We start from the raw sequence: 24,088 nt of genomic DNA, 5'->3' as shown, positions 1-24,088 counted from the left end.
CGGTCCGGCCGCGGGAGTAGCGTCGAGCCATGGTGGAACGGGCGCCCCGCACACTGCGTCGCGGGCTGAGCGAGCTCGACGGGAGACTCTTCGACGCCGTCGCCGATTCGCCGAGTCCGCTGCTCGACCTCACCATGCGGCCTCTGTCCGCAGCGGCCGATCACTCGGTGCTGTGGATGGCCGTCGCGGCGGGCATGAGTACGGGCGGGCTGTCGCTGCGGCGGGGCGCCGTGCGCGGTCTGCTGACGCTCGGCGTCACCAGCCTGGTGGTCAATCAGGGGCTCAAGCGGATCTATCCCCGCGCCCGGCCCGCCTTCGACGGTGTGCCGGTCAAGCGGGCGCGGCGGCAGCCGACGTCCAACTCCTTCCCGTCCGGGCACGCGGCGAGCGCCGCGGCCTTCGCCGTGGGCGTCGGGCTGGAACACCACCGCGCCGGGTACCTTCTCGGCGGCCTCGCCGCCGCGGTGGGACTGTCCCGGGTGGCCACCGGCGCACACTATCCCGCAGATGTGCTCGCGGGATTCGCCGTCGGTGCGGGTATCGCCGTGGCCGGGGCGCGGCTCGTGCCGCCGGTCGACGACGGGTGCGCGGTGACGGCGGACGCCGCGGTGGAACAGGTCCGGCGGAATCCCGACGGCGCGGGGCTGGTGGTCGTCCTCAACCCCGCGTCGGGAGACGGCACGGGCACGCGTGTCGCGCAGGAGTTGCGCGCCGCGCTCCCGTCGGCCGAGATCGTGGAGCTGGACGCGGGCGCGGATGTGGATGCCGTGGCCGCCGACGCCGCCTCCCGTGCGGAGTTCCTCGGTGTGGCGGGAGGAGACGGGACCGTGGCCACCGTGGCCGCGCACGCCATCGCCGCAGACACGCCGCTCGCCGTCTTCCCCGCCGGCACGTTCAATCATTTCGCCAAGGACATCGGTGCCGATACCGTCTCCGCGGCCGTCGATTTCATCCGCCGGGGGCGGGTCACCCGGGTCGACGCGGTGTGGCTGAACGACGAGAAGCTGCTGCTCAACACCGCGAGCATCGGCGCCTACCCGGAGTTCGTACGCACCCGCTCCCGGTTGCAGCGCCGCCGCATCGGTCGTCCCTCGGCCACCCTGCGCGCGATCCTGCGGGTGCTGCGGCGCAGCGCGCCGGTCCGGGTGCGGATCGAGGGCCGTCCGACCACCGTCTCCTTCTTCTTCCTCGGCAACTCGATGTACGGCGCACCGGGTTTCGTGCCCGGCCGCAGGAGCCGGCTCGACGACGGGCTGCTCGACGTCCGGTACCTGGAGGACGGCCACCGCAGGGGCGGTACTCGCCTGCTGTTGTCCTGGCTGAGCGGCCGCATCCGGACGTCCAAGATCTATCGGGAGATGCAGACCCCCACGGTCACCATCGAATCCGACGAGCCCTTCCGGGTGGCGCACGACGGCGAATCCGGAGAACTGCACAGGCGCGCCCACTTCCGCGTGGCCCACCGCGAGCTCCGGGTCTTCGGCACGAGCCAGGTGGGCTAGGTCGTTCCCATCAGCGTCATCCGATTGACCACGATGTCATCGGCGATGAGAGTGGCGGTGCCCGCACCGGTCCCGGTGCCATCGGCCCGGGTGTGCACACTGTTGACCACGCCGACCGCGGTGAACGTCCCGTCGGGCCAGCGGGCGTACACGGGACCGCCCGAATCGCCCTCCACCGCGGGGATCCCGGCCCACCTGACCTTCGTGCCCACCACATCGTCGAGCACCCCGCAGCTGCGCCCGGTGCGCGCCCCGACGATGCAGATCTCCGGGCGCCCGGACCGCAGATCGGCCGCGGTGCTGTAGCCGGTGACGGGGCCGATGGCGTCCGCCACGGCGCGGACATCGCTGCCCTGCACCTGGATGATGGCGATGTCCTGCCGCCGGTTCCGGGTGGCCTTGATGTACTCGCCGAAGGGAACGCTGCTGCCGGCCGAGGTGAGGTAGCGCGCGACCGGCGCGCTACCGGGCCGGGCCTGGCGGGCGAGCTCCGCGCAGTGCCCGGCGGTGAAGGCGACGATCTGGCCGTTGGGGTAGCGCGCGAAGAAGCCCAGTGTGCAGACACTGGAGTACATCCCGAAGGAGTCCACGAAGGTGGCGATGCCGGCACCGGTGGTCGGGACCGATGCCACCGCCGGGGCACGGCCCGGGGCGTCGACCGGATAGGGTGCCACGCTCGGCGTGGTCACCACGGCCGTCGAGACGGGCGGTGGCGGTTCGAGGGTGGCGCGTTCCGGTGCGATGCCGGCACATCCGGCGGCTCCGGCGGCGAGGGCCAGGGCGCACGCCGCGATCCGCGCGCGGCGGCGGAGGGTGTGCACGGTCCGCCCGTCCTCAGGCGCGCGAGCGGATCGCCTCGGTGACGGCGCCGATGGCGAGCGCCCGCACCAGGTCGACCTTCGCCTCGACCTGTCCGGTGGCGGCCGAGATGAAGGCGTCGCCGTCGTACCGGGTGTGCGGCGGGTCGATCGCCCGGGACAGTCCGTCGTGCGCGCCCTGCGCCACGATGAGGCACTCGACCTTGGTGAGGCGGGCGTTCGTGATCACCACGCCGATGGTGGTGTTCTCCCGGTCGCCCGGGGTCGAGAACGGCTCGTAGTCGCCGAATCCCGCGTCGGTCTCCGTCCCGGTGAGGATGTCGCCGAAGGCGTTGACGGCGCACAGCGCCCCGACGATCACCGCGCCCGACCGCGCCTCGGCGTAGGCCAGGCCGGCGTCGCGGATGACGTCGATTCCGCGGGCCTTGCCCACGGTGGCCCCGGTCCCGGCGCCGATCAGGCCGTTCACCTCGGCATCGTGCGCCGCGGATGCCGCTGCGGCGTAGCCGTTCTCCGCCGTCGGCCGGACGGTGGGATCGCCCACCATCAGGTCGAACAGGCCGAGGGTGGGCACGATCGGCACCCGGCCGGCCACCGTCGCGATGCCCCTGCCCTCCTCTTCCAGGCGGCGCATCACCCCGTCGGCGCTGGCGAGGCCGAAGGCGGACCCGCCCGTGAGCACCGCGCCGTGGATCTCCTCCACCGACCGTTCGGGGGAGAGCAGGTCGAACTCGCGGGAGGCGGGTGCGCCGCCGCGCACCTCGCCGGACCCGACGGTGCCGTCGGGGAAGGTGACCACCGTGCAGCCGGTGCGGGCCGCCTCGTCGGTGTAGTGGCCGACGCGGATGCCGGGAATGGTCACGACGGAGGTGGCGGGCATGCCCAGAAGATTACGCGCGCTCCGCCGCGTGCGCGGTCTCGTAGGCGAGCCTGGTGGCGGCGCGGCGTTCGACCGTCTCCGGGTTCTCCAGAGCAGGGTCCAGGCCGTTCTTCTCCAGCCGCCGGGCGCGGTTGGGGCGCATGTAGGCGGCGTTGTAGAAGGCGTTGAGCAGGACGCCCAGCAGCACCGTCGCGCCGCGCAGGCCGAGCGGCCCGGGGAGCAGCAGGAGCAGGCCGTACACGGGGAGCATGGCGAGTTGGCCGCGCACCAGGTGGCGGGCCACCCAGGTGCGGCAGGTGAGCGTGTGCCGCACCCAGGCGCGGTTCCTCTCGGGCAGGGTTCCGGTGTACACCCAGGCCAGGTAGTGCAGCGGATCGGGACGGTGTGCGGTGCTCATGTCAGGACTCTCTTTCCAGGGCGCCCGCGGCCAGTGCCCGGGCATTGACGGTGGTGAGCACGCGGTGCAGGTCCTCGAGCTCGGACAGGCTGGCGCCGAGCCGCTCGATCACGGCCGGCGGCACGTCCAGCGCCCGCGTGCGGAGCTCCCGGCCCGCGTCGGTGAGATCGACGTCGATCTGCCGTTCGTCGTGGGCGGATCGCGTGCGGGTGATCAGTCCCTGCGTCTCCAGACGCTTCAGCAACGGGCTGAGGGTGGGTGAATCGAGTTGCAGCGCTTCGCCGATCTCCTTGACGGACATCGGTGCCGCGCCCCACAGGGCGAGCATCACCAGGTACTGCGGGTGCGTGAGGCCCATCGGCGCGAGGATCGGCCGGTACACGGACAGCACCGCGCGATTGGCCACCGCGAGCGCGAAGCACACCTGGCGCTCCAGGGCGAGCGGATCGGCGTCGGCGGCGGGGGTATCGGGATCGGCCATGTCCCCACGGTAGCAGATAAGTAGTGCACTAACTAGTCGTGCACGAAGTTATTCGTCGGGGCCCTCCCACGGGATGTCCGACTCGCCGGGGAGATCGCCGGGCAGCAGATCCTCGCGGAATCCGCGCCAACTGGGTTGGCGCAGGTGACCGCCCCGCCGCAGGGAGGAGTAGCGCACATCGCCCACCACCTGCGGCAGCACCCACACGGCGTCGCGGGCGTCCGGATCGTCGATGGGCGCGGTGAACGGGGACCGCTTCATCCGCAGCGGTTCCAGGCGTTCGGCCAGGGCGTCCAGGTCGCGGTCGCTGAATCCGGACCCGACCGACCCGAGGTACACCAGTCCGGTCTCGGCGGGCAGTCCCACGAGGACCGAGCCGATCCGGTTCGCCCGCGAACCCTTCCCCGGCTTCCAGCCGCCGATCGCCACCTGCAGATCGCGCCAGTTCTTGTGCTTGAGCCAGGCGCGCACCCGCTGGCCCGGCAGGTAGGGGGAGTCGCGGCGCTTGGCCACGATGCCCTCCCAACCGAGTTCGGCGCTCACCGCGGCCGCGACGGCGCCCGACGACGCCTCCACCAGCGGTGGCACGGCGATCGCATCATCGGAATCGAGCAGTGGTGCAAGACCTTCCAGGACCTCGCGCCGGACGGTCCAGGGCCGCCGGGTGAGATCGACCCCGTTCAGTTCGAGGACGTCGAACAGGTACAGCTGCACGGCGCCGGCGCGGGTGTCGCCGCCCGCCATCAGGTGGAACGACGGTACGCCGTTCGGGTCGAGCACCACCGCCTCACCGTCGAGCACCACGTCCATACCGTCGAGATCGTGGGCCAGCGACTCGAATTCGGGGAACTCGCCGGTCACCACCCGACCCGAGCGGGTGCGCAGGCTCAGCGCGCCACCGCGCACCGTGGCGATGATCCGGTAGCCGTCCCACTTGCCCTCGAAGGCCCATTCCTCGACCGAGAGCCGGTCGATCGGGGATTCGGTGGGCAGCATCGGATCCGGCGCCGCCGCTGAGGCTTTCGTGACGGGTGCGGAGGTGTCTTTGGTGAGATGTGCCAGCCAGTTCTTCTCGCCGGTGCGGATGAGCGCGTAGCGCAGTCCGCGCAGGCGTTCGCCGTGCAGCGTCACGATCACCTCGTCCTTGCGCCACTTCTCCAACTCGTAGGTGCCGTGGTCCCAGATGGTCACATCGCCGCCGCCGTACTCACCCTTCGGGATGCTGCCCTCGAAGGCGGCGTAGTCCATGGGGTGGTCCTCGGTGCGCACGGCGAGGTGATTCACGGCCGGATCGTCCGGGAGGTTCTTCGGCACCGCCCAGGAGGCCAGCACGCCGTCGTGCTCCAGGCGGAAGTCGTAGTGCAACCGACGCGCGTGGTGCTCCTGGATCACGAAAATCGGATCGCCCGCGCTCGCCGCGCCGCCGAAGGGCTCGGGGGTCTTGTGGGCATCGCGCTTGGCCCGGTACTCGTCGAGGTTCACCGGCCGCGGCGGGGGCGACGGTGCCGCGAGCAGGGGCGTGAGCAGGTCCCCGTCGGTGCGCGCGCGGTGCAGCACCTCATGGAACTCCAACTGCCGCAGTCCCGGACGGGTGAGCTCGTCCCAGTCGCGGGGCGCTGCGACCCACGGGTGGTCCCGGCCGCGCAGGGAGTAGGGCGAGACGGTGGTCTTGGAGCCGCTGTTCTGCGACCAGTCCACGAAGATCCGGCCCCCGCGCTGATCCTTCGACATCGACGCCGTCACCAGGTCGGGCGACTCGGTCTCGAGCTGGGACGCGATGGCGTGCGCCACCTTGCGCGCCCCCGGCGACGAGAGCCCGTCCGGCAAGGTCGAGTAGATGTGCATGCCCTTCGAGCCACTGGTCACCGGATGCCCGTCGAGTCCCATCGCGGCGAGCAGGTCACGGATGCGCAGCGCCAGCGCCGCACAGTCGTCGAGGGTGATGCCGGGGCCCGGGTCGAGGTCGAGGACCAGGCGGTCCGGCGGGCCGGGCACCTCGGTCTCGCCGTCGATCACGAACGTCCACTGCGGGACGTGCAGTTCCAGCGCGGCCTGCTGCCCGAGCCACACCATATCGGCCGTGTTCTCGACCACGGGGTACAGCGATTCGCCGTCGGAGTGGTGCTGGGCGCCGCGGCGGATCCACGCCGGTGCGTGGCTCGGCAGCCGCTTCTCGAAGAAGGCCGTCTTGTCGACGCCGTTGGGCCAGCGTTTGCGGGTGAGCGGACGGTCGCGCAGATGGGGCACCGCGAAGGGTGCGATCGCCTGGTAGTAGTCGATGACCTCGGACTTCGTGGTGCCCGTGGCCGGGTACAGCACCTTGTCCAGGTTGGTGAGCTGCACGTTGACGCCGTCCACCTCGCGGTTCTCCCGTGTCTGCGCCACCCACCCATTATCGCCGCCTTCCCTCCCGCCGCTCCCCGACTTAACAGCGTTAGGTGTAGGTGTTTCCCCAGGACGGGGTGTGGGCTAACGCTGTTAAGTCAGGGAGGGGTGGGTGCGAGGGGGTGGGTGCGGGATTCGGCTCTCGCCATATCGGCTCACACCAGTCACAATGGTCACATGCGCGCGATATGGACGGGTGAGCTGTCGTTCGGGCTGGTGAACGTGCCGGTGAAGGTGTACTCGGCGATCGAGAGCCACGACGCGAAGTCGCACCAGGTGGATGCGAAGGACGGGGTCCGCATCCGGTACAAGCGCGTCCGCGAGGGCACCGACGACGAGGTGGAGTTCGCGGACATCGCCAACGCGTACGAGGCGGACAGCGGCGACACGGTGATCCTCAGCAAGGAGGACATCAAGTCGATGCCCGTCGAGCGGCATCGCGAGATCTCCGTGACCGAGTTCGTGCCGCGCGAGGACGTGGACCCGATCATGTTCGACAAGCCCTACTACCTCGAGCCCTCGTCGAAGTCGCCGAAGGCCTACGTGCTGCTGCGGCAGGCACTGCAGGAGACGGACCGGCTCGCGATCTGCACCTTCACCCTGCGCAATCGCACCCGGCTCTGCGCGCTGCGGGTGGTGGGCAACGTGATGGTGCTGCAGACCCTGCTCTGGCCCGACGAGATCCGCACCCCCGAGTTCCCCTCGCTCACCGAGGACGTGAAGATCCGGCCGCAGGAGCTCGCGATGGCCGCCTCGCTCATCGACTCGATGGCCACCGATTTCGACCCCGAGCAGTACGAGGACGACTACCAGGTGCAGCTGCAGCAGCTGATCGAGGCGAAGTCGACCGGCGAGACGGCCTTCCCCGACGCGCCCGACGAGGCCGGCGACGAGGACGACGAGGTGGCCGACCTGCTGGCCGCGCTGCGCGCATCGGTCAAGAGCCGCGAGTCCGGCAAGCCCGCGAAGACCGCCGAGAAGAAGCCGGCGCGCAAGCGCGAGGCCAGCTGATCTAGAGCTCCCGCTTGAGCCCCACGTGCTCGGAGCGGTAGCCGAGCCGCCCGTAGAAGGCGCGCGCCCGCTCGCGCGTCATATCGGTGGTGAGCTGCGCCAGGGTGGCCCGGTGCGTCCGGCCGTGGTGATGCGCCCACTCGATCATCGCGGTGCCCAGGCCGCGCGAGCGTTCGGTGGCCGCCACCCGCACGCCCTCGATCTGCAGCCGGGTCGTCCCCGAACGCGACAGACCGGGGATCACCGTCAGATGCATGGTCCCCACCACGCGATCGGACTCGTCGCGGACCACCGCGAGGTAGTGCGAACGATCGCGGGCCACCACGTCGAAGGCGGCGTCGTATCCGGCGGTCTCGGGCGATTCCCGGGTCCGGCCGATCTCGTCGTCGGAGAGCAGGGCGACGATGGCGGGGACATCGTCCCGGGTGGCCCGCTGCACCCGGTAGGTCCGGTCGCCCACGCGCAGCGTGCCGCCCACCGATTCGCGTGCGGCCGCCCGCATCCGGCCCACGAGCAGGTCGAGCCAGGCGCCCACGTTCTCCCGCGCCTCGACGGTGTCGGGGTAGCGGCACCGTAGGTGCAGACCCTCCTGGTCGAGGATGAACCACAGCATCACGCCGTCGGTGCGGATGCTGGCGCCCACGTACTGCGCAGCGAGTCCCGCGGAATCGACCCGCACGGGCAGCCTGCGCAGATCCAGCCACGAGATCGCGAACATGCCCGGCACCTCGGGCATCCCGCCCCAGGGCTCGAGAATGTCCTCCAGCGGCCAGGACCCGAGCTGCACGGCCTCACGTACCGCCGCCGCGGCCGCCTTCGGCTCCGGCGATCGGCTCTCGATCACCGAGTTGGTGATGAACCAGCCCACCGAGTCGTGCCAGGTGTCATCCGCAACGGTCCCCGGTCGGCCTCCGGCCTCCTGCCCACCGTGCCGACTGTGCACCGGGAAGACCGCACGCAGCGGCTCATTCGCCAGCTCCAGCGTGACGGCGGTCATCGTGGCGACGGTGGCCGCAAGGGTCGAGACTCCGTCGTCGCGGGCCTGCGCGGCGAACGCCGCACTGTCGTCCACATCGAAGACGTCACGCACCTCGACGCGCTCCAGATGCGGTTCCGGCGTCCCCAGCGACAGTGGGAAGCGCGGCATCACATCGCCGCTGGCCGAGAGGATCTCCGCCCATCGGCGGCGCACCTCGTCCGGGGCGGCGGGCCGATCCTGCAGCGCCCGGGTGTGTTCCACGAACGCCGGCACCGGATCGGTGGACGGCGGCCGTCCCGCCCGCACATCGGCGAGCGCCGCGAGGAAGTCGCGCACGATCACCAGCATCGACCACATGTCCACGTGCGAGTGGTCCGCGGCGATCACCACCGTCGGACCGTCCGCCGTCTCCAAGACGCAGAGCCGGTGCGCCGGACGCCGATACGGAGAGCACGCACCGTCGAGCACATCGCGGAGCGCATCGTTGACGGCCTGCCCCGGCGCGATGGGATGCTCCACCCACGCACCCGGCCCGACCTCGATCTCGTGCAGCGCCGGCGCACCGTCGGAACCGGGGACGAAGGCCGTGCGCAGCGTGCCGTGCCGCGCGATCACCGCGAGCCACGCGGCGGCGAGGTCCGCGCGGGGAACCGGTGCCGGCAGATGGAAGGACAGCGCCATCCAGGAGCCCGGCCGGTCGCCGCCCGCGACGTGCCGCCCCTGGTCGAAGGACACGGGCAGGGGGCGGCCGAACGGCGAGGCGGTCACGTCGTACCCCACCAGCCGGCCGAACGGCAGTCGCAGGTGCGCGACATTGGTCAGGCGCATGGGCGGTACCCTAGCCCTCTCCACAATCACCTGCGCGCTGTGAGAAGGCCAGATGCCCACATTCGACGTTCCCGGTGCCGTGCTCGACACCGAACTCAGTGACGAGGGCGGACATCCCGTCGTCCAGCTCCACGGGCTCACGTCGAGCCGGGCCCGCGACCGGGTGCTCGACCTCGACCTCGGCCGCGGATTGAGCGGAACCCGCCTCCTGCGCTACGACGCCCGCGGTCACGGCCGGTCGACGGGCCGGACGGTGCCCGAGGACTACCGCTGGTCGAACCTCGCCGACGATCTGCTGCGCCTGCTCGACGAGCGTTTCCCCGGGGAGCGCGTGCACGGCGTGGGGCCGTCGATGGGCACCGGGACGCTGCTGCACGCCGCCGTCCGCGATCCGCAACGGTTCAGCGGGCTCACCCTGATGGTGCCGCCGACCGCGTGGGAGACGCGGGCGGCCAAAGCCGCCGACTACCGGCTCGCCGCCGAGGCGGTCGAAGCCCACGGACTCGCCGGATTCCTCGCCACCGCAGAGGAATCCGCGCCACCGCCCGCGTCGAACGGAGCGCCTCCGACCCTCCCCGAGGTGTCGGAGGAGCTGCTCCCGTCCGTCTTCCGCGGCGCCGCCCTGAGCGATCTACCGGAACGCCAGGCGATCGCCGGACTCACGATCCCCGTGACGCTGCTGGCCTGGATCGACGACCCCGCCCACCCGGTCTCCACCGCCGAGGCCCTCGCCGAGCTCCTCCCGAAGGCCACGCTCACCGTGGCCCGCACTCCCGGCGATGTCGCCCTGTGGCCCACTGTTCTCCGCGACGACGTCGCCCGGCGTCACTGACCGTCGCAGCCGGGCGACGGCCACTCCGACCAGGCAGAGCAGGCCGCCGAGCAGGCCCCACGCGGTGGGCGTTTCCGCGAGGAAGGCCCAGCTCAACCCGATCGACAGTGCCGGCACCGCGTACGACGACGAGGCCGTGACGCCGGCCGGTGTGTGTGCCAGCGCGTACGCCCAGAGCAGGAACGCGAGCGCAGTGGGCACCAGGCCCAGGTACAGCACGCCCACGGTGGCGTCGATCGGGGCGGCGGCCAGCTCGCGGAACAGATCGGGTGCCCACGGCAGGAGTACCGCGGCACCGACGATCGCGCCGAGTGCGGTGGCGGTGAGCGGATCGGTCGAGCGCAGCACGAGCTTCTGCGCCACCACGCTGATCCCGTAGAGCAGCGCGGCCGCGACGGCCAGCGCGACCCCGGCGCCGTCGCGCCGCCCGTCGCCCGAGAAGGCGATGACCGCCGCACCGGCGAAGCTGATCACGATGCCCACGGCGAGCAGCGGCGGGAAGCCCTCGTGCAGAAAGGCCCCGGCCAGAACCGCGACGATGATCGGCGCGATGTTCACCAGGAGCGCGGTGGTACCCGCGTCGAGATGCTGTTCCGCCGCATTGACCAGCACCGTGTACAGGGCGAACCACAGTGCGCCGTAGCCCACGGTGAGGGCGAGGGCGGTGCCGCGCGGCGCGCGGACCTCGCCGGTGTACATCGCGTGCAGCACCCAGATGACGCCGAGCACCGATGCGCCGACCAGGAGGCGTCCCTCGGCCATCGGGATCGGGGAGACGTGCGATCCGATTCCACGGATCACGACGAAGGCCGAGGCCCACGCGAGCATCACGATCACCAGGGCCAGAGCGGGGAGTTGCTTCTTCATGTGGTCCACTGTGCGACCGGCAGGAAGTTAGCACAAGCGAATGTTTCTGCATTATCATTTAGTGGGACTGAATGGAGAGTGTCATGCTCGACGCACACCGGCTCATGATCTTCCGCTCCGTGGCGGCCACCGGATCGGTCGCCGCCGCGGCCACGAGCCTCGGCTACACGCCGTCGGCCGTCTCGCAGCACGTGGCCGCCCTCCAGCGGGAGACCGGCCTGCAACTGCTGGAACGGGTCGGACGGGGCGTGGAACTCACCCCCGCGGGCCGGATCCTGGCCACCGAGGCCGACGGGGTGCTCGAACGCCTCAACGCGCTCGGCGCCACCGTGGACGACCTCCGGGCGGGCAAGGCGAACCGGATCACCATGAACGTCTTCGCCACCGCCGGCACGCACTGGATGCCGGCCGTGGTGCAGACCCTCGCCGAGGAGTTCCCCGACACCCGCCTGCGGCTGCGCATCGAGGACGAGGTCACCGAGATCGCCGCCCGCCGGCCCGATCTCGCGGTGGCCGTGCGGCAGGAGCACTCCCAGACCACCGCGGTGGCGGGCTTCTCCCACGAGGACCTGCTGGTGGAGTCGTACGTCGCCGTGGTCCCTGAGGATCACGAGTTCGCCGACCGCGATCTGATCGATATGGCCGAGCTCGAGGGCGCGCGCTGGATCGACAACGACGTGCGTCGCGGTGCCTGCCGGCAGGCGGTGCTCGATGCCTGCGCCGGAGCGGGTTTCACTCCCCGGTTCGTGGTCGAGACCACCGACTATCCCTCGGCGCTCCGGTTCGTGGCGCGCGGGGTCGGCGTCACCGTACTGCCCCGGCTCGGCGCCACCGAGCTGCCGCCCGGCACCGTGGCCGTGGACGTGTGCAATCCGGCGCCCCGGCGGACCATCGTGGCCTATGTCAAGGATTCGGAGTGCCGGAACCCTGTGGTGCGCCGTGCGATGCACCTGCTGCGGGAGTCCGCCGCCGCGGCATTTCGGCCGTGAGCCGCGATGCGACCGCGACCGTCGCCAGGCCGGAGGCCAGCGGCACCAACAACGTGACCGCGAATCCCGTGTGTCCCCACGGCAGGACCTGAGCGAAGACGGCACCGGCACAGGCGATCGCGAGTGCGGTGCCCACGGCGTCGGACAGCTTCAGTGCACTGGAATTGGCGCCCTGCTCATCGTCGGCACTGCGACTGAGCATGAGGATCGACAGCGTGGGATAGGTCAGGCCCATGCCGAAGCCGCCCACCGCCCAGGTCGCGAAGATCACCGGCCACGGGGCGTCCAGCGCGAAGGCCGACGCCACCGCGGTGAGCGCGAACACCAGCAGGCCCGACCCGATCAGCGGAAGCCGTTCGCGCAGCGCACCGTCGGCCGGAATGCGTGCCTGGAGCTGGGAGGCCAGCGCCCACAGCAGTGCGGCACCGGTCATCACCGACCCCGCGGCGAAGGGCGAGAGCCGGTCGATGTGCACCAGGTACAGCGGGAGGTAGATCTCGGCGGCGAAGAAGGCCCCGGCCATCAGCAGGCTCAGCAGCATCAGCCGCGGAATACCGGGACGGCCCGTCAGCGAACCCGCGGGCAGCATCCGTGCCGTAGCGACCACCGCGACCACCAGGCCCGCCGCCGCCACCGCCAGGAAGACCGCTCCGCCCCGCGGCGCCGCGAACTGCGCCACCGCGGTCGCCACCCCCGCCGTGAGGGCCGCGATCAACAACCCGCGGTTGGGCGGATCGTCGTTGCGGTAGTCGGATTCGTCGAGACCGGCGGTGGCCCGCAGCGTGGCGACCAGGGCCAGCAGCGAGGGCCCGGCGAGCCCCAGGAACACCCAGCGCCAGCCCACGGTGTCCGCCGCCAGACCCGCGATGGCGGGACCGATCAGCGACGGCACCACCCAGGCGGTCGAATACGCGGCGAACACCCGCGGGCGTCCCTCCGGTGGAACCAGCCGGCCCACCATCGCGTACAGCACCACACTGATCAAGCCGCTGCCCAGTCCCTGCACGCCGCGGCCCACGGCCAGCACGGTCATGTCCGGCGCCGAACCCACCACCACCAGGCCCGTCGCGAACAGCAGCGCGCCCGCGATCAGCGGTGGCCGGACGCCGCTGCGGTCGACCCACGGTCCCACCCACGCGATCGCCACGATCATCGCCGCGAACGCGGCGCCGAAGGCCACCGAGTACTCCGCGGTGGCCCCGAACTGCTCCGCGGCCCGGGGCAGCACCGTGCCCACGGCGAGGGATTCGAAGGCGGAGAAGGAGATCAGCGCGACCGAGCCGATCAGGAACCAGCGGAGCCGGCCCTGATCGGGCGGTGCCGGGATGCGCGCGTCGATGGTCATTGGCAGCACGCTAATACGTCGACCTTGGTTGAGGTCAACCGAGAAAATCAGTTGTCCCCGGCGCGGACCGCAGGCATCGTGGAAAGGTGCATATCGACATCAGCGCCGGACAGCGTGTGCCCCGCATGCTGCGGCCGCTGTTGCGCCGCGACTACCGCCTGCTGTTCATCACCCTGTTGTGCGCGCTGACCACCGACGGCATGTGGCTGGTCTCGGTGGTCTGGCAGGTGATCGACATGGGCGGCTCGGCGACCAGTGTCTCGATGGTCTCGGGCGCCGCATCCGTGGGTCTGCTGGTGTCCACCCTGGCCGGCGGCGTGCTCGCGGACCGGGTGTCGCAGCAGCGCATCCTGTTCGTGCTGGAACTGCTCAAGGTGGTGGTGATCGGCGGCGTCGGTGCGCTCGCGGTGACCGGTGTGATCACCGTCCCGATGCTCATGGTCGGCTCGCTCGCCCTCGGCCTGGTGTCCGGCTTCTACTTCCCCGCGTACTCGGCGCTGGTGCCGCGGCTGGTGCCGCCCTCGGAGCTGCTCGCGGTGAACGGCTACGAGTCCGCGGTGCGCCCGGCCGCCGCGATGGCCGTCGGACCGGCGGTCGCGGCCTGGATCATCGCCGTCGCCTCCCCCGGTGCCGCGCTCATCGTCGCGGGCGGGATCTGCCTGTTCGCCGCTGTCTGGGTGGTGCGCATCCGCGTGCCGCAGGCGGAGGCGGCCGAGGGTGCGGATGAGCCCGGTTCGCCGCTGCGCGAGCTGTGGGAGGGCATCCAGTACGTGCGCCGCACGCCGTGGCTGCTCGCCACACTGCTCTTCGCGAGTCTGATGGTGCTGGTGACCGTGGGGCCGATCGACGTGCTGCTGCCCTTCGCGATCAAGGATCAGGCGCAGGGCGCGGCCGGTGAACACTCGATGATCCTGGCCGCCTACGGCTTCGGCGGCGTCGCGGGCGCACTGTTCATGGCGGCGCGGAGAATGCCCCGCCGCTACCTCACGGTGATGATGGTGCTGTGGGGTCTGGCCTCGCTGCCGATGGTGGTGTTCGGCATCGCCGACAGCGTGTGGCCCATGGTGATCGCGGGCTTCGTGCTGGGTGTGCTGTTCGAGGCACCGGTGGTGATCTGGGGCACGCTGCTGCAGCGACGGGTGCCGCGCCGCCTGTTGGGGCGGGTGTCCAGCCTGGACTTCTTCGTCTCGCTGGTGTTCATGCCGCTGTCCTTCGCGCTCGCCGGTCCGGTGAGCCAGGCGATCGGCCTGACCGCCACCTTCGTGCTGGCGGGACTGATTCCGGTGCCGCTCGCGGTGATCGCGATCCTCGCCGCGCGGATGCCGCAGGACGAGCTCGAACACCCGCTGGTGGACGAGGACGAGGATCCCGACGAGGCGCCCGAGGAGGAGCCCGGCGACGCGCCGGTTACGCCCACCGTGAACGCTCCCGCACCCGACGGCACCGTCGGATAGGCTTTCTCCTATGACGAGCGGGGTTGCGAGCATCGACACGCACGAGCCGATGGAGGCCGAGCGTCCCCCGCTGCTGCGCGAGGTCTACGGCCGCGTCCTCCGGCAGGAGCGCACGCGGCAGGGCCGCACGCTCGCCGAGGTGGCCCGCGAGGCCGGCGTGTCCACGCAGTACCTCTCCGAGGTCGAGCGCGGCCGCAAGGAGGCCTCGTCCGAGGTGCTCGGCAGCGTGTGCGATGCGCTGGGCGGTTCGCTCACCGAGTTCGTCGGCGGCGTGCACCGTGAGCTGGTCGGGAGCCGTCCGCGTCCCGTCGCCCTCGCCGCAGCCTGACGGATCAGTCCTCGCCCGCGTCCGGCTGGCCGGACTCGCTCTCCTTGGGCTGCTTGGCCCACCGCAGCAGATGCGGATGCACCGCGCTGAAGCCGCGCGCCCGGTAGGCGCGCAGGCTCCGGGTGTCGAGATCGGGGACCTCGTTGATCGCCTCCGCGAGCTGACCGTCCACCAGGACCGTGCCCGGCCGCGCCGCGCTGGTGAGCCGCGCGGCGAGATTCACCACGCTGCCGAACAGATCGCCGTACCGCTGCAGCACCTCGCCGTACGCCATGCCCACGCGTAGTTGCGGGAACTCCAGGTCGATCGCGTCCAGCTCGGGGTACTCGTGCGGGGTCTGCAGCTCCAGCGCGATCCGTGAGGCCGCGGCGGGCTCGTCGGCCGCGAACATCACTTCGTCGCCGACGCCCTTGATGATCCATCCGCCGCCGCCGTAGATCACCGTGCGCATCCGGGTCTCGAAGGTGCTCAGCAGCGTGCTCAGTTCCGAGACCGCGAGGCCGCGGCTGAGCCGCGTGTAGCCCACCATGTCCGCGAAACCCACCGCCATGGTGGCGGTGAGCGCGCCCTCCTCATCGGCGGCGGGCGTCATGAGCCGCTGCGTGGCGGCGGCCAGGTGCCGCCGCCAGATGTGCGCCTGCAGGTTGTCCATCCGGTCGATCACCAGCGCCGCGCCGCGTGCCGGATCGGGATCGCCGGCGGCCTCCGCGTTCTCCAGGTAGTGCCGGATCATCGGGGCCTGCCATTCCGCGAGCCGGTACATCGCCTGGCCCAGTGCCTGCGATCCGGGGACCACCGCCTCGGCGTCCACCACCCCGTCGGCGAACAGCACCGCGAGATCGCGCACGATCTCGACGTCGTCGCGGGTGAAGGCCTTCGTATCGTCGTCCCGCAGATCGGCGAAGCCGGCCGAGGTCCACCAGGCACGGAGATCTTCGATGTCCATGCCGCCCTGCTCCGCCAGTTCGCGGAAGGTGTACTCGCGCGTACCCGGCAGTAGCAGCTCGTCGATGTCGAGTTCGCCTGCGTCGCCCATGCGACCACTCTATGGGGCCTAGGCTGGAAGGGTGACTATCAGCGTGTTCGAGCTGTTCTCGGTGGGTATCGGCCCGTCGAGTTCGCACACCGTGGGACCGATGCGGGCAGGCGCCGACTTCGCCGATGAGGTGGCGGCTTCCGGTCCCGAGGCGATGCGGTCGGTGCGGGCGGTGCACGTGGATCTGTACGGCTCGCTCGCGGCCACCGGGCGGGGGCACGGCACCTTCGCCGCCGTCCTGCTGGGGCTCGAGGGGCAGCGGCCCGAATCGGTCGATCCGGACTACGTCGCCTCTCGCAGCGCGGAGATCGACGCGACCGGGATCACCCGGTTCGGCGGGGTCGCCGACGTGCCGCTCAGTACGCAGCAGATCGTGCTGCACCCCTTGACGGTGCTGCCGCGGCACACCAACGGGATCCGCTTCCGGGCCGAGTTCGCCGACGGTGCCGTGCACGAGGCCGTGTACTACTCGGTGGGCGGCGGATTCGTGGAACGGGAGTCCGGTGCCGACACGGTGAACCCGCTGGCCGGGACCACCGCGGTGCCGCACGACTTCGACACCGCGGCAAGCCTGCTCGATCTCACCCGGCGCACGGGGCGCACCATCCCGCAACTGATGATGGATAACGAGATCGTGCTCCGCGGCGGCCCGCCGGAGAAGGCCGAGCGCGATGTGCGCGACGGGCTGCTGCACATCTGGACGGTGATGTGCGCGTGCATCGAGCGCGGCTTCCGTTCGGAGGGAACGCTGCCCGGCGGCCTCGATGTGAAGCGGCGCGCCCCGGGCCTGCACCGCAGGCTGGTCGAGACCGGCGAATCCGACGCCATGGACTGGCTCAACGTGGCCGCCATGGCGGTGAACGAGGAGAACGCCTGCGGCGGCCGGATCGTGACCGCGCCCACCAACGGCGCGGCGGGCATCGTTCCCTCGGTGTTGTACTACGCCTTGAAGTTCCGCCCCGGATTGGCCGAACGCGCCGAAGACGTGGTGTGCGATTACCTGCTGACCGCCGCCGCGATCGCCGTGCTCTACAAGCGGCGCGCCTCCATCTCCGGCGCCGAGGTGGGCTGCCAGGGCGAGGTGGGCTCAGCGTGCTCGATGGCGGCCGCGGCGCTGGCACAGGTCGCGGGCGCCACGCCGGCGCAGGTGGAGAACGCCGCCGAGATCGGCATCGAGCACAACCTGGGCCTCACCTGCGATCCGATCGGCGGCCTGGTGCAGATCCCGTGCATCGAGCGCAACGCCATCGCCTCGGTCAAGGCCGTGAACGCCGCGCGCATCGCCCTGCACGGCGACGGTACGCATCGGGTCTCGCTGGATCAGGCCATCGAGACCATGCGCCAGACCGGTGCCGACATGCTCTCCAAGTACAAGGAGACCTCGCTCGGCGGCCTCGCCGTCAACGTGCCGGAGTGCTGAGCGGAACCTGTCGGACCTCGTCGTTAGGCTTGGCCGTATGAACGTGCTGACGGTGGCGGCGGTGTGTTTCCGTGATGATGAGGGTCGGGTGCTCACGGTGCGCAAACGCGGGACCGACGCCTTCATGTTGCCCGGCGGCAAGCTGGAACCGGGGGAGTCGCCGATCGACTGCGCGGTCCGCGAGATCGACGAGGAACTGGGCGTGCGGCTCACCGTCGCCGATCTGACGCACCTGGTGTCCTGGCGCGGTCCCGCCGCGAACGAGGCGGACACCGATATCGAGTCCACCGTGTTCACCACCGATCTGCGGGTGCAGCCGCAGGCGGCCGCCGAGATCGCCGAGGCGCGCTGGCTGGACCCGGCGGCCTACGACGGGGTGACCATCGCGCCCATGCTGCAGCAGTACCTGTTCCCGCGGCTGACCAGCGCATGAGGATCAGCCAGCCGCAGGCCCGCCGCATCGCGCTCGCGGCGCAGGGCTTCGAGCCCGGATTCGCCGGCACCTCGACTCCGACGATGCGGCAGGTCCAGAAGACCATCGACCGGCTGCGGCTGATCCAGATCGACAGCGTCAACGTGGTCGCGCGCAGTCAGTACCTGCCGGTGTTCGCCCGCCTCGGCGCCTACGACACCGGCCTCCTCGATCGCGCGCGGGATGCGGCGCCCCGCCGGCTCGTCGAGTCGTGGGCGCACGAGGCCTCCCTGGTGCCGCCCGCCACCTGGCCGCTGCTGCGGCACCGTCGTACCTCCGCGCGGGCGGCGGCGCGGTTCGCGAGCTACGACCAGCGGCATCCCGGCCAACTGGACCGGCTGCGCGGCGCCCTCGCCGAGCTGCCACCGCTCACCGCCCGCGCGCTGGAGGCGCATCTCGAACACGAGCAGGTGGTGGAGAAGACCCACTGGGGCTGGAACTGGTCGTCGGTGAAGGAGGGCCTCGAGGTCCTGTTCCACACCGGGGAGGTCACCAGCGCCGGCCGCACCAGCCAGTTCGAGCGGCTGTACGCGCCGTCGTCGGCCGTGCTGGGCGAGCTCGCCGAGGTCGTGATCCCTGACGACGAGGCCTACCTGGAACTGGTCCGGCAGTCGGCGCAGGCGCTGGGCATCGGTACCGCGCGCTGCCTGCGCGACTACTTCCGGCTGTCCACCGCCCAGGCCATGCCTGCGATCGAGAAGCTGCTGGCCACGGGGGAACTCATCGAAGTGGACGCACCGTGGTGGCCCGGAACCGTCTACCTGCACGCCGAGGCCAAGCGCCCGCGCGCGATTCACGCCCGCGCTCTGCTCTCGCCCTTCGATCCCGTGGTCTGGCAGCGCGAGCGTGCCGAGGCGCTGTTCGACTTCTTCTACCGCATCGAGATCTACACGCCGAAGGAGAAGCGGGTGCACGGTTACTACGTGCTGCCCTTCGTCTTCGGCGATCGGATCGTGGCGCGCTGCGATGTGAAGGCGGATCGGAAGGCCTCGGAACTGCTGGTGCACTCCACGAGTTGGGAGCCGGGTGGCCGCGACGCCGCGTCGGAGACCGCGTTGGAGCAGACGGTCGCGGGGATGGCTGGCTGGCTGGGGCTGGAGAGCTACCAGCTCTAAACCCCCACGTGCAGTGGGCCGGTGATCGCGGTGAACACCGCGAACAGCGGATGCGCATCCGGCCGGTAGTGGCCGAAGTCGGGAGCCGACCGGCGGGACGCGGTATCCCACTGCTTCTTGGTGACCGCCGAATAGTCGAGCCGGTACCCGGCCTTCGCCGCGAGCACCTGCAGCAGCGTCTTCGACGATCTCCCGTTGCCCTCCCGGAACGGGTGCGCGCAGTTGAGGTAGGCGTACGCCTCGGCCGCCTGCCGCGCGTAGTGCTGCCGGTCCCGCTTCTCGCCCAGTAGCTCGATCGGCTGATGCGGGAGGCGGTGGTTGAGCATCTTCGCCGCGTCGCCGAGGTAGCGGCCTATCCAGTTCGAGTGGAACGTGGTGTGGCCCAGTGCCATATCGTACTTCCGGAAGACTCCGGCCCAGGGATACAGCACGCCGAACAGGGTGCGGTGGATCAGCGACAGATGGCCTCCGTCGAAGGTCTCGGGAAGCGTGGTCAGGCCCGTCTCGATGCCGAACTCCTGCGCGGTTCCCACCTCGAACTCCAGCTGTCGCAAGGCCTCCGGGTCGCGAATGCCGAAGCGGTTCCGCAGCACCCGGGTATCGGGGTACACGGTGTCGGGGAAGCCCGCCGGGTGGTCCACGCAATCCGGTGTGCCCAGTTCTGTGGCGGCCGCCAGTGCCCGCTCCACGGCCTCGTCCACGTACCGCCCCAGCGGCACCGCACCGTCGGCCATCGCGGCGAGCCGCTCGACGTCCACGACCGTGGGCGCCCACCCCTCCAGGATGCTGTTCGCGATGGCGCCGTGCAACGACGCGGCCCGCCCCGCGGGCAGACCGCGGAGCGGGCCGGCGAAGTCCCGGAGCGGTCGCGCGGCTGACATTCCCGCAGCTTATCGCGACACGACGGCCTCGCGCGTGAGGTCCAGGAGGTCGAGGAAGCCGCGGTCGTGCGAGACCACGACCAGGGCGCCGGCCCAATCCTTGAGTGCTTCGACCAGCAACTCGACGGAGGGGATGTCGAGGTTGTTGGTCGGTTCGTCGAGGACCAGGAGCGACGGTGCCGGATCGCCCAGCAGGGCGATCGCGAGCGCGAGCCGCAGTCGCTCACCTCCGCTGAGGGTACCCACGATCCGCTCGGATTGCTTCCCGCGGAACAACATCCGGGCCAGCGCGGCGTAGGCCTGCTGCGCGTCCAGGTCGGGGTGCGCGGCCCGCACCGCATCGATGAGCGTGCCCTCCTCAGCGCCGTCGAAGCGCACGTCCTGCGGCACGTACCCGATCACGGTGGGCGTGCTCGCCTCCCGCGCCGCCGCGATCGCTCGGCGCAGCACCGTCGTCTTCCCGGCACCGTTCGGGCCCACGAGCGCCACCCGCTCGGGTCCTGTGACCTGCAGTTGCGGATCGTCGAGCTGGGTGCGGTGCACCCCGGGGCCCGGCTCGGGCATCGCGATCCGGACGGACCGATCGTCGCGGACGGCCTCCTGTGCCTGGTCGAGCGCGTCGCGCGCGGAATCCACCCGGCCCTCGTGCAGGACGCGGTGCTTGCCCGCGGAGACCTCGGCCTTCTGTTTGAGCAGCCCCGCCAGGATCGGCGGCACGCGCTTCTGCGCCTCCGCCTTGTCGGCGTACCGCTTCCGTTTGGCGAGCTTGGTCTGCGCCTCGGCGAGGTCGCGTTTCTGCGCCTTGAGATCGACCGAGGCCGTGGTCACGGCCTGCTCGGCCGCGGCCTGCTCGGCGTCGAGCACCTCGCGGTAGTGCGAGTACGGCCCGCCGAACACCCGCACGGCGCCGCGGTACAGCTCGACGGTGGTCGCCATCCGCTCCAGCAGCGCGAGATCGTGGCTGACCACGACGACTGTTCCGGAGAACCGGTCCAGTGCGTCGTTGAGCAGATCGCGGGCGCGGCTGTCGAGGTTGTTGGTGGGCTCGTCGAGCAGGAGGGTGTCGGGTCGGCGCAGCAGCTGGCCGGCGATGGCGAGCAGTGTGGCCTCGCCGCCGGACAGTGTCCCGACGGTGCGGTCCAGCGCCCCGAGCCGCAGGCCGAGCCCGTCGAGGGTGGCGATCGCGCGCTCCTCGATGTCCCAGTCGTCCCCGACGGCGTCGAAATCGGACGGGTCGGCGGACCCGTCCTCGATCCGGCGCAGGGCGGCCACGGCGTTGCCGATCCCGAGGGCGTCGGCGAGGGTGTCGCCGGATTGGGCCTGGGGGTGCTGCGGGACGTACCCCACCACACCGGCCCCGCTCACCGATCCTGAGCTGGGAGTTATCTGACCTGCGAGGATCCGGAGCATCGTGCTCTTACCGGCGCCGTTCGCCCCGACCAGCGAGGCGCGGCCCGCCGGAATGGTGAAGCTGAGGTCGTCGAAGACGGGAGTGCCGTCCGGCCAGCGCAGGGAGAGGGCGGAAACAGCAAGAGGGGTAGCCATGAATGCTCCTTGAGGTCCGAGGGGGCCGCGCGGCACGAAAGGTGCGGGGCGACGAGGTCAGGGACGTCTCAAGACAGCATGGCGAGCAGTTTAAACACGCTTGCTGCGGGTTCGCACGTGATTTTCCGAGGGCGGGAGTGTGATGTACGTCCCATACCGGCGTGCGGTGCTTGTGCGGTGGTCGGTGCGCGGTGCTACCTTTTGAACCATGTCCGGGAGTCTTGAAGGCCATCTGCGCGTCGGTTATGAGACCGTCGCGCTGGGCTGCCGTCTCCCCATGGTTCGCGTGCACTGTCGAATGTGTTGCGGCTGAGCGCTTTCCGCTCGCATTCTCGCCGGCTTCGTAGCCGATTCATTCGATACCTCCATATCTCCGCCACGTTCCGGGTCGATCCGTACCCAGTGGCGCACGCACCCCTCGAGGAACCATGACCGTCGTTGATCTTCCTGCCACTTCCGCCGCGTCGAACCGTGCCGCGCAGGCCCGCGCCGGACGTGCGCACAACCCCCTGACCAGGGCCGCCGACCGGGCGCCGCGCACCGCCGCACCGGCCCGGGTGTTCCCCCCGCAGCTGCGGGTGTCCGAGAAGCCGGCTGCCGCCGTGCTCCGCGTGATCCGTCGCGGCGGACTCGTTCTGCGCGACGAGATCGTCCGTGAGACCCAGCTGTCGGCAGCCACCGTTAACCGACAGGTCACGGCCCTGATCGAGGCGGGCCTGGTGCGGGAGCGCGCCGATCGCGCCGCGAGCGGTGTCGTCGGTCGTCCGCGTCTGCCGCTCGAGGTCGATCCCACCGGCCCGCTGGCGCTGGGAATCCACATCGGCTTCCGGGTGAGCACCGTGACCATGCACGACGTGTCCGGCAAGATCGTGGGCGCCATCCAGATCCCCACGCCGGAGAGTGGCGAGCCCGGCGAGGTCCTGTCGGTGATCGCCACCAGTGCCCGACGGTTCCTGGCCCGCTGGGACGGCCGCACCATCCTCGGAGCCGGCATCGCGATCGGTGGCCGCGTCGACGACCGTGGTGTGGTGGCCGACCATCCGCGCCTGGGGTGGAAGGACGTGACCCTGGGGGAGCGTCTCTCGGGCGCGATCGGTCTGCCCGTGACGGTGGCACCGCACGTCGAGGCCATGGCCGCCGCCGAGCTGCACTTGTCCGAGGCGCTGGAGTCGCAGGGTTCGACCCTGTACTTCTACGGTCGCGAGACCGTGGGCGTGGCGCTCGCGCTGCACGGCGCGGTGCACTCTCCGAAGTCCGGTCCGCACACGATCGGGCACCTGCCCACGCGCAACATCGAGCTGCTCGATCCGCGCGGCACGGGCCGGCTCGAGGACGCGGTGACGGATACCGCGGTGGTCGAGGCGGCGCAGGCGCAGAAGCTGGCCGTGCGCACCGTCGCCGATCTGCACAAGCTGGCCGAGACCGGCAACGAGACCGCCAAGGCGATCATCGCCGAGCGTGGCCGGGTGCTGGGCGAGGCCGCCGCGCTCGTGGCCGACATCTTCAACCCCGACCGCCTGATCCTGGGCGGCCAGGCCTTCACCGACTACCCGGCGATCCTGCCACACGTCTCCGCGGCCCTGAAGGCCACGTCGGCCGAGCCCGGTCGCTCCGTGCGGGTCAGCGGTGCGGGCGGCCGCGTACAGCAGCAGGCGGCCGGTGCCGCCGCGCTCGACGGTGTGTACACCGATCCGCTGGGAGCCATCGCGCGCGCCACCGCGTAACACCGTCGTCGCTCGAACCCGGGCCCCGCCGCACTCCTGTGCGGCGGGGCCCGTTCGTCGGTGCTGGACGACCGCGAACGGCTCCGGAGAATGGCATCAGGGCGGATGTAATTCGCGACGGAAATCGGGCGTCGTCAATGATTCAGGAATTCTTCATACTTTGTTTCGCAACGCATCAAAATGGAACGTGTTCGTGTGGGTGAACTGCGAAAACTGCGAACCCTCCCCGGTTGGAGTGGAGTCGGGCGCGGCGCCGCAACAGTTGGCGGTGGCTAACACTTAACCTGCGTCTCAGTTGCGATCTCAAATGGCAAAATTCAAAACAACAAATCAGCACTCAAGGTGGTACATTATTTTGCGACAATGAAGCCAGCCGGTACATGAGTGCCGGGTATGCGTCGTGAACGGGAGGGTGGCATGGGTACCGAGACGGTCAACTCCGTGGCGCCGGGGCAGAGTATCGGTGCGCGCGCGATCGAAGCGCGGGCGGCTGTTGCGACGGCGCATTTGCGTTCCACCGTGACATCGATCAGTTCCGCGGTGGACCCCACCAGCGCACACGGCGCGCGAATCACCTCCGCGATCGATGGCCTGGTCGCCGGTGTCATGCCGGAGCTCGAGGCTGCCGAATCGATGCTTCGTGGCGATAACGGCTCCCAACACGATGGTCGGTCCGCACTGGGCGGCTATCAGTCACTGCGATCCGTCGCGCGGGCGTCTGCGCACCGCGGCGCCGGCATCTATTCGTGACGGCGGGGAGCGAACTGCGTGAACACGTGCATTCATCCTGACCGGGAGG

The 24,088-nt window shown here is 70.7% G+C and carries 21 protein-coding genes and 1 pseudogene; 11 read left to right on the top strand and 11 right to left on the bottom strand.

The features are described from left to right. Positions 1–29: 29 nt before the first annotated feature. Entirely contained in the window at positions 30–1,502 is a 1,473-nt protein-coding gene (locus tag TTY48_RS07840) for a bifunctional phosphatase PAP2/diacylglycerol kinase family protein (protein ID WP_220656962.1), read from the top strand. Here the strand turns inward: TTY48_RS07840 and TTY48_RS07835 are convergent. The 5 genes from TTY48_RS07835 to TTY48_RS07815 are packed head-to-tail and all read right to left on the bottom strand — an operon-like array spanning position 1,499 to position 6,463. Further along, a complete protein-coding gene (locus TTY48_RS07835) occupies positions 1,499–2,323 on the bottom strand; it encodes a S1 family peptidase (protein ID WP_220656961.1) in 825 nt (274 codons plus the stop codon). The two genes, TTY48_RS07840 and TTY48_RS07835, sit on opposite strands and share 4 nt — an antisense overlap. Before the next feature lie 13 nt (positions 2,324–2,336). Beyond that, positions 2,337–3,200: a P1 family peptidase gene (locus TTY48_RS07830; RefSeq protein WP_220656960.1), complete on the bottom strand. Its 864-nt coding sequence runs from the start codon at positions 3,198–3,200 to the stop codon at positions 2,337–2,339. A gap of 10 nt (positions 3,201–3,210) precedes the next feature. Then, a complete protein-coding gene (locus tag TTY48_RS07825) occupies positions 3,211–3,597 on the bottom strand; it encodes a DUF5313 family protein (protein WP_220656959.1) in 387 nt (128 codons plus the stop codon). 1 nt (position 3,598) lies between these two features. Next, entirely contained in the window at positions 3,599–4,078 is a 480-nt protein-coding gene (locus tag TTY48_RS07820; protein ID WP_220656958.1) for a MarR family winged helix-turn-helix transcriptional regulator, read from the bottom strand. Positions 4,079–4,126: 48 nt separating this feature from the next. After that, the gene (locus TTY48_RS07815) at positions 4,127–6,463 is read right to left on the bottom strand and encodes an ATP-dependent DNA ligase (protein WP_220656957.1); all 2,337 of its coding nucleotides are present in this window, start codon (positions 6,461–6,463) and stop codon (positions 4,127–4,129) included. 177 nt (positions 6,464–6,640) lie between these two features. Between TTY48_RS07815 and TTY48_RS07810 the strand changes: the two genes are divergently transcribed. Continuing rightward, a complete protein-coding gene (locus tag TTY48_RS07810) occupies positions 6,641–7,474 on the top strand; it encodes a Ku protein (RefSeq protein ID WP_220656956.1) in 834 nt (277 codons plus the stop codon). Position 7,475: 1 nt separating this feature from the next. On the opposite strand, the gene TTY48_RS07805 is transcribed toward TTY48_RS07810, so the two are convergent. Then, positions 7,476–9,281, bottom strand: a complete 1,806-nt coding sequence (locus TTY48_RS07805) for a GNAT family N-acetyltransferase (RefSeq protein WP_220656955.1) — start codon at positions 9,279–9,281, stop codon at positions 7,476–7,478. 52 nt (positions 9,282–9,333) lie between these two features. On the opposite strand from TTY48_RS07805, the gene TTY48_RS07800 reads away from it, so the two are divergent. After that, positions 9,334–10,113 (top strand): alpha/beta fold hydrolase, encoded by a 780-nt coding sequence (locus TTY48_RS07800; protein ID WP_220656954.1) that lies wholly within the window; start codon positions 9,334–9,336, stop codon positions 10,111–10,113. A gap of 24 nt (positions 10,114–10,137) precedes the next feature. Here the strand turns inward: TTY48_RS07800 and TTY48_RS07795 are convergent. Then, a pseudogene (locus tag TTY48_RS07795) lies at positions 10,138–10,980 on the bottom strand (DMT family transporter); the annotation flags it as partial. A gap of 83 nt (positions 10,981–11,063) precedes the next feature. Between TTY48_RS07795 and TTY48_RS07790 the strand changes: the two are divergent. Beyond that, entirely contained in the window at positions 11,064–11,969 is a 906-nt protein-coding gene (locus TTY48_RS07790; RefSeq protein ID WP_220656953.1) for a LysR substrate-binding domain-containing protein, read from the top strand. Here TTY48_RS07790 and TTY48_RS07785 read toward each other — a convergent pair. Further along, entirely contained in the window at positions 11,884–13,314 is a 1,431-nt protein-coding gene (locus TTY48_RS07785; RefSeq protein ID WP_220656952.1) for an MFS transporter, read from the bottom strand. The genes TTY48_RS07790 and TTY48_RS07785 overlap by 86 nt on opposite strands. 86 nt (positions 13,315–13,400) lie before the next feature. Here TTY48_RS07785 and TTY48_RS07780 point away from each other — a divergent pair, with 86 nt between their 5' ends. Both TTY48_RS07780 and TTY48_RS07775 read left to right on the top strand, forming a co-directional pair. Next, positions 13,401–14,768 (top strand): MFS transporter, encoded by a 1,368-nt coding sequence (locus tag TTY48_RS07780; protein WP_308443057.1) that lies wholly within the window; start codon positions 13,401–13,403, stop codon positions 14,766–14,768. 10 nt (positions 14,769–14,778) lie between these two features. Next, a complete protein-coding gene (locus tag TTY48_RS07775) occupies positions 14,779–15,096 on the top strand; it encodes a helix-turn-helix domain-containing protein (protein WP_220656951.1) in 318 nt (105 codons plus the stop codon). 4 nt (positions 15,097–15,100) lie between these two features. Here the strand turns inward: TTY48_RS07775 and TTY48_RS07770 are convergent, their stop codons facing one another. Beyond that, the gene (locus TTY48_RS07770) at positions 15,101–16,132 is read right to left on the bottom strand and encodes an adenylate/guanylate cyclase domain-containing protein (RefSeq protein ID WP_220656950.1); all 1,032 of its coding nucleotides are present in this window, start codon (positions 16,130–16,132) and stop codon (positions 15,101–15,103) included. A gap of 31 nt (positions 16,133–16,163) precedes the next feature. Between TTY48_RS07770 and TTY48_RS07765 the strand changes: the two genes are divergently transcribed. From TTY48_RS07765 to TTY48_RS07755, 3 genes are read left to right on the top strand one after another with little or no spacing between them, the layout of a single operon-like run. Then, positions 16,164–17,552, top strand: a complete 1,389-nt coding sequence (locus TTY48_RS07765; RefSeq protein WP_220656949.1) for an L-serine ammonia-lyase — start codon at positions 16,164–16,166, stop codon at positions 17,550–17,552. Positions 17,553–17,589: 37 nt separating this feature from the next. Further along, positions 17,590–17,985 (top strand): NUDIX domain-containing protein, encoded by a 396-nt coding sequence (locus TTY48_RS07760; RefSeq protein ID WP_220656948.1) that lies wholly within the window; start codon positions 17,590–17,592, stop codon positions 17,983–17,985. Then, positions 17,982–19,139 (top strand): winged helix-turn-helix domain-containing protein, encoded by a 1,158-nt coding sequence (locus TTY48_RS07755; RefSeq protein WP_220656947.1) that lies wholly within the window; start codon positions 17,982–17,984, stop codon positions 19,137–19,139. The genes TTY48_RS07760 and TTY48_RS07755 overlap by 4 nt, the downstream gene beginning before the upstream one ends. On the opposite strand, the gene TTY48_RS07750 is transcribed toward TTY48_RS07755, so the two are convergent. Both TTY48_RS07750 and TTY48_RS07745 read right to left on the bottom strand, forming a co-directional pair. Further along, positions 19,136–20,020, bottom strand: coding sequence for a Fic family protein (locus TTY48_RS07750; RefSeq protein WP_220656946.1), 885 nt, complete (start codon positions 20,018–20,020; stop codon positions 19,136–19,138). The two genes, TTY48_RS07755 and TTY48_RS07750, sit on opposite strands and share 4 nt — an antisense overlap. Before the next feature lie 9 nt (positions 20,021–20,029). Next, a complete protein-coding gene (locus tag TTY48_RS07745; RefSeq protein ID WP_220656945.1) occupies positions 20,030–21,565 on the bottom strand; it encodes an ABC-F family ATP-binding cassette domain-containing protein in 1,536 nt (511 codons plus the stop codon). 428 nt (positions 21,566–21,993) lie between these two features. Here TTY48_RS07745 and TTY48_RS07740 point away from each other — a divergent pair, with 428 nt between their 5' ends. After that, positions 21,994–23,289, top strand: coding sequence for an ROK family transcriptional regulator (locus TTY48_RS07740; protein WP_220656944.1), 1,296 nt, complete (start codon positions 21,994–21,996; stop codon positions 23,287–23,289). 417 nt (positions 23,290–23,706) lie between these two features. Then, positions 23,707–24,039 carry a hypothetical protein gene (locus tag TTY48_RS07735; protein ID WP_220656943.1) on the top strand — a complete coding sequence of 111 codons (333 nt, stop codon included), beginning with the start codon at positions 23,707–23,709 and terminating at the stop codon, positions 24,037–24,039. Positions 24,040–24,088 lie beyond the last annotated feature (49 nt).

The sequence above is a fragment of the Tsukamurella sp. TY48 genome, from assembly GCF_019656655.1.
In the GTDB taxonomy this organism is placed as follows: Bacteria; Actinomycetota; Actinomycetes; order Mycobacteriales; family Mycobacteriaceae; genus Tsukamurella; species Tsukamurella strandjordii.
This window is presented reverse-complemented; position numbering and strand designations above follow the sequence as displayed.

What these genes read in the sequence shown, in the direction of transcription:
- TTY48_RS07805 (WP_220656955.1), bottom strand. Translation starts at nt 9,281, where the DNA reads ATGCGCCTGACCAATGTCGCGCACCTGCGACTGCCGTTCGGCCGGCTG.
- TTY48_RS07820 (WP_220656958.1), bottom strand. Translation starts at nt 4,078, where the DNA reads ATGGCCGATCCCGATACCCCCGCCGCCGACGCCGATCCGCTCGCCCTG.
- TTY48_RS07740 (WP_220656944.1), top strand. Translation starts at nt 21,994, where the DNA reads ATGACCGTCGTTGATCTTCCTGCCACTTCCGCCGCGTCGAACCGTGCC.
- TTY48_RS07790 (WP_220656953.1), top strand. Translation starts at nt 11,064, where the DNA reads ATGCTCGACGCACACCGGCTCATGATCTTCCGCTCCGTGGCGGCCACC.
- TTY48_RS07830 (WP_220656960.1), bottom strand. Translation starts at nt 3,200, where the DNA reads ATGCCCGCCACCTCCGTCGTGACCATTCCCGGCATCCGCGTCGGCCAC.
- TTY48_RS07775 (WP_220656951.1), top strand. Translation starts at nt 14,779, where the DNA reads ATGACGAGCGGGGTTGCGAGCATCGACACGCACGAGCCGATGGAGGCC.
- TTY48_RS07785 (WP_220656952.1), bottom strand. Translation starts at nt 13,314, where the DNA reads ATGACCATCGACGCGCGCATCCCGGCACCGCCCGATCAGGGCCGGCTC.
- TTY48_RS07750 (WP_220656946.1), bottom strand. Translation starts at nt 20,020, where the DNA reads ATGTCAGCCGCGCGACCGCTCCGGGACTTCGCCGGCCCGCTCCGCGGT.
- TTY48_RS07810 (WP_220656956.1), top strand. Translation starts at nt 6,641, where the DNA reads ATGCGCGCGATATGGACGGGTGAGCTGTCGTTCGGGCTGGTGAACGTG.
- TTY48_RS07755 (WP_220656947.1), top strand. Translation starts at nt 17,982, where the DNA reads ATGAGGATCAGCCAGCCGCAGGCCCGCCGCATCGCGCTCGCGGCGCAG.
- TTY48_RS07800 (WP_220656954.1), top strand. Translation starts at nt 9,334, where the DNA reads ATGCCCACATTCGACGTTCCCGGTGCCGTGCTCGACACCGAACTCAGT.
- TTY48_RS07745 (WP_220656945.1), bottom strand. Translation starts at nt 21,565, where the DNA reads ATGGCTACCCCTCTTGCTGTTTCCGCCCTCTCCCTGCGCTGGCCGGAC.
- TTY48_RS07840 (WP_220656962.1), top strand. Translation starts at nt 30, where the DNA reads ATGGTGGAACGGGCGCCCCGCACACTGCGTCGCGGGCTGAGCGAGCTC.
- TTY48_RS07760 (WP_220656948.1), top strand. Translation starts at nt 17,590, where the DNA reads ATGAACGTGCTGACGGTGGCGGCGGTGTGTTTCCGTGATGATGAGGGT.
- TTY48_RS07735 (WP_220656943.1), top strand. Translation starts at nt 23,707, where the DNA reads ATGGGTACCGAGACGGTCAACTCCGTGGCGCCGGGGCAGAGTATCGGT.
- TTY48_RS07770 (WP_220656950.1), bottom strand. Translation starts at nt 16,132, where the DNA reads ATGGGCGACGCAGGCGAACTCGACATCGACGAGCTGCTACTGCCGGGT.
- TTY48_RS07825 (WP_220656959.1), bottom strand. Translation starts at nt 3,597, where the DNA reads ATGAGCACCGCACACCGTCCCGATCCGCTGCACTACCTGGCCTGGGTG.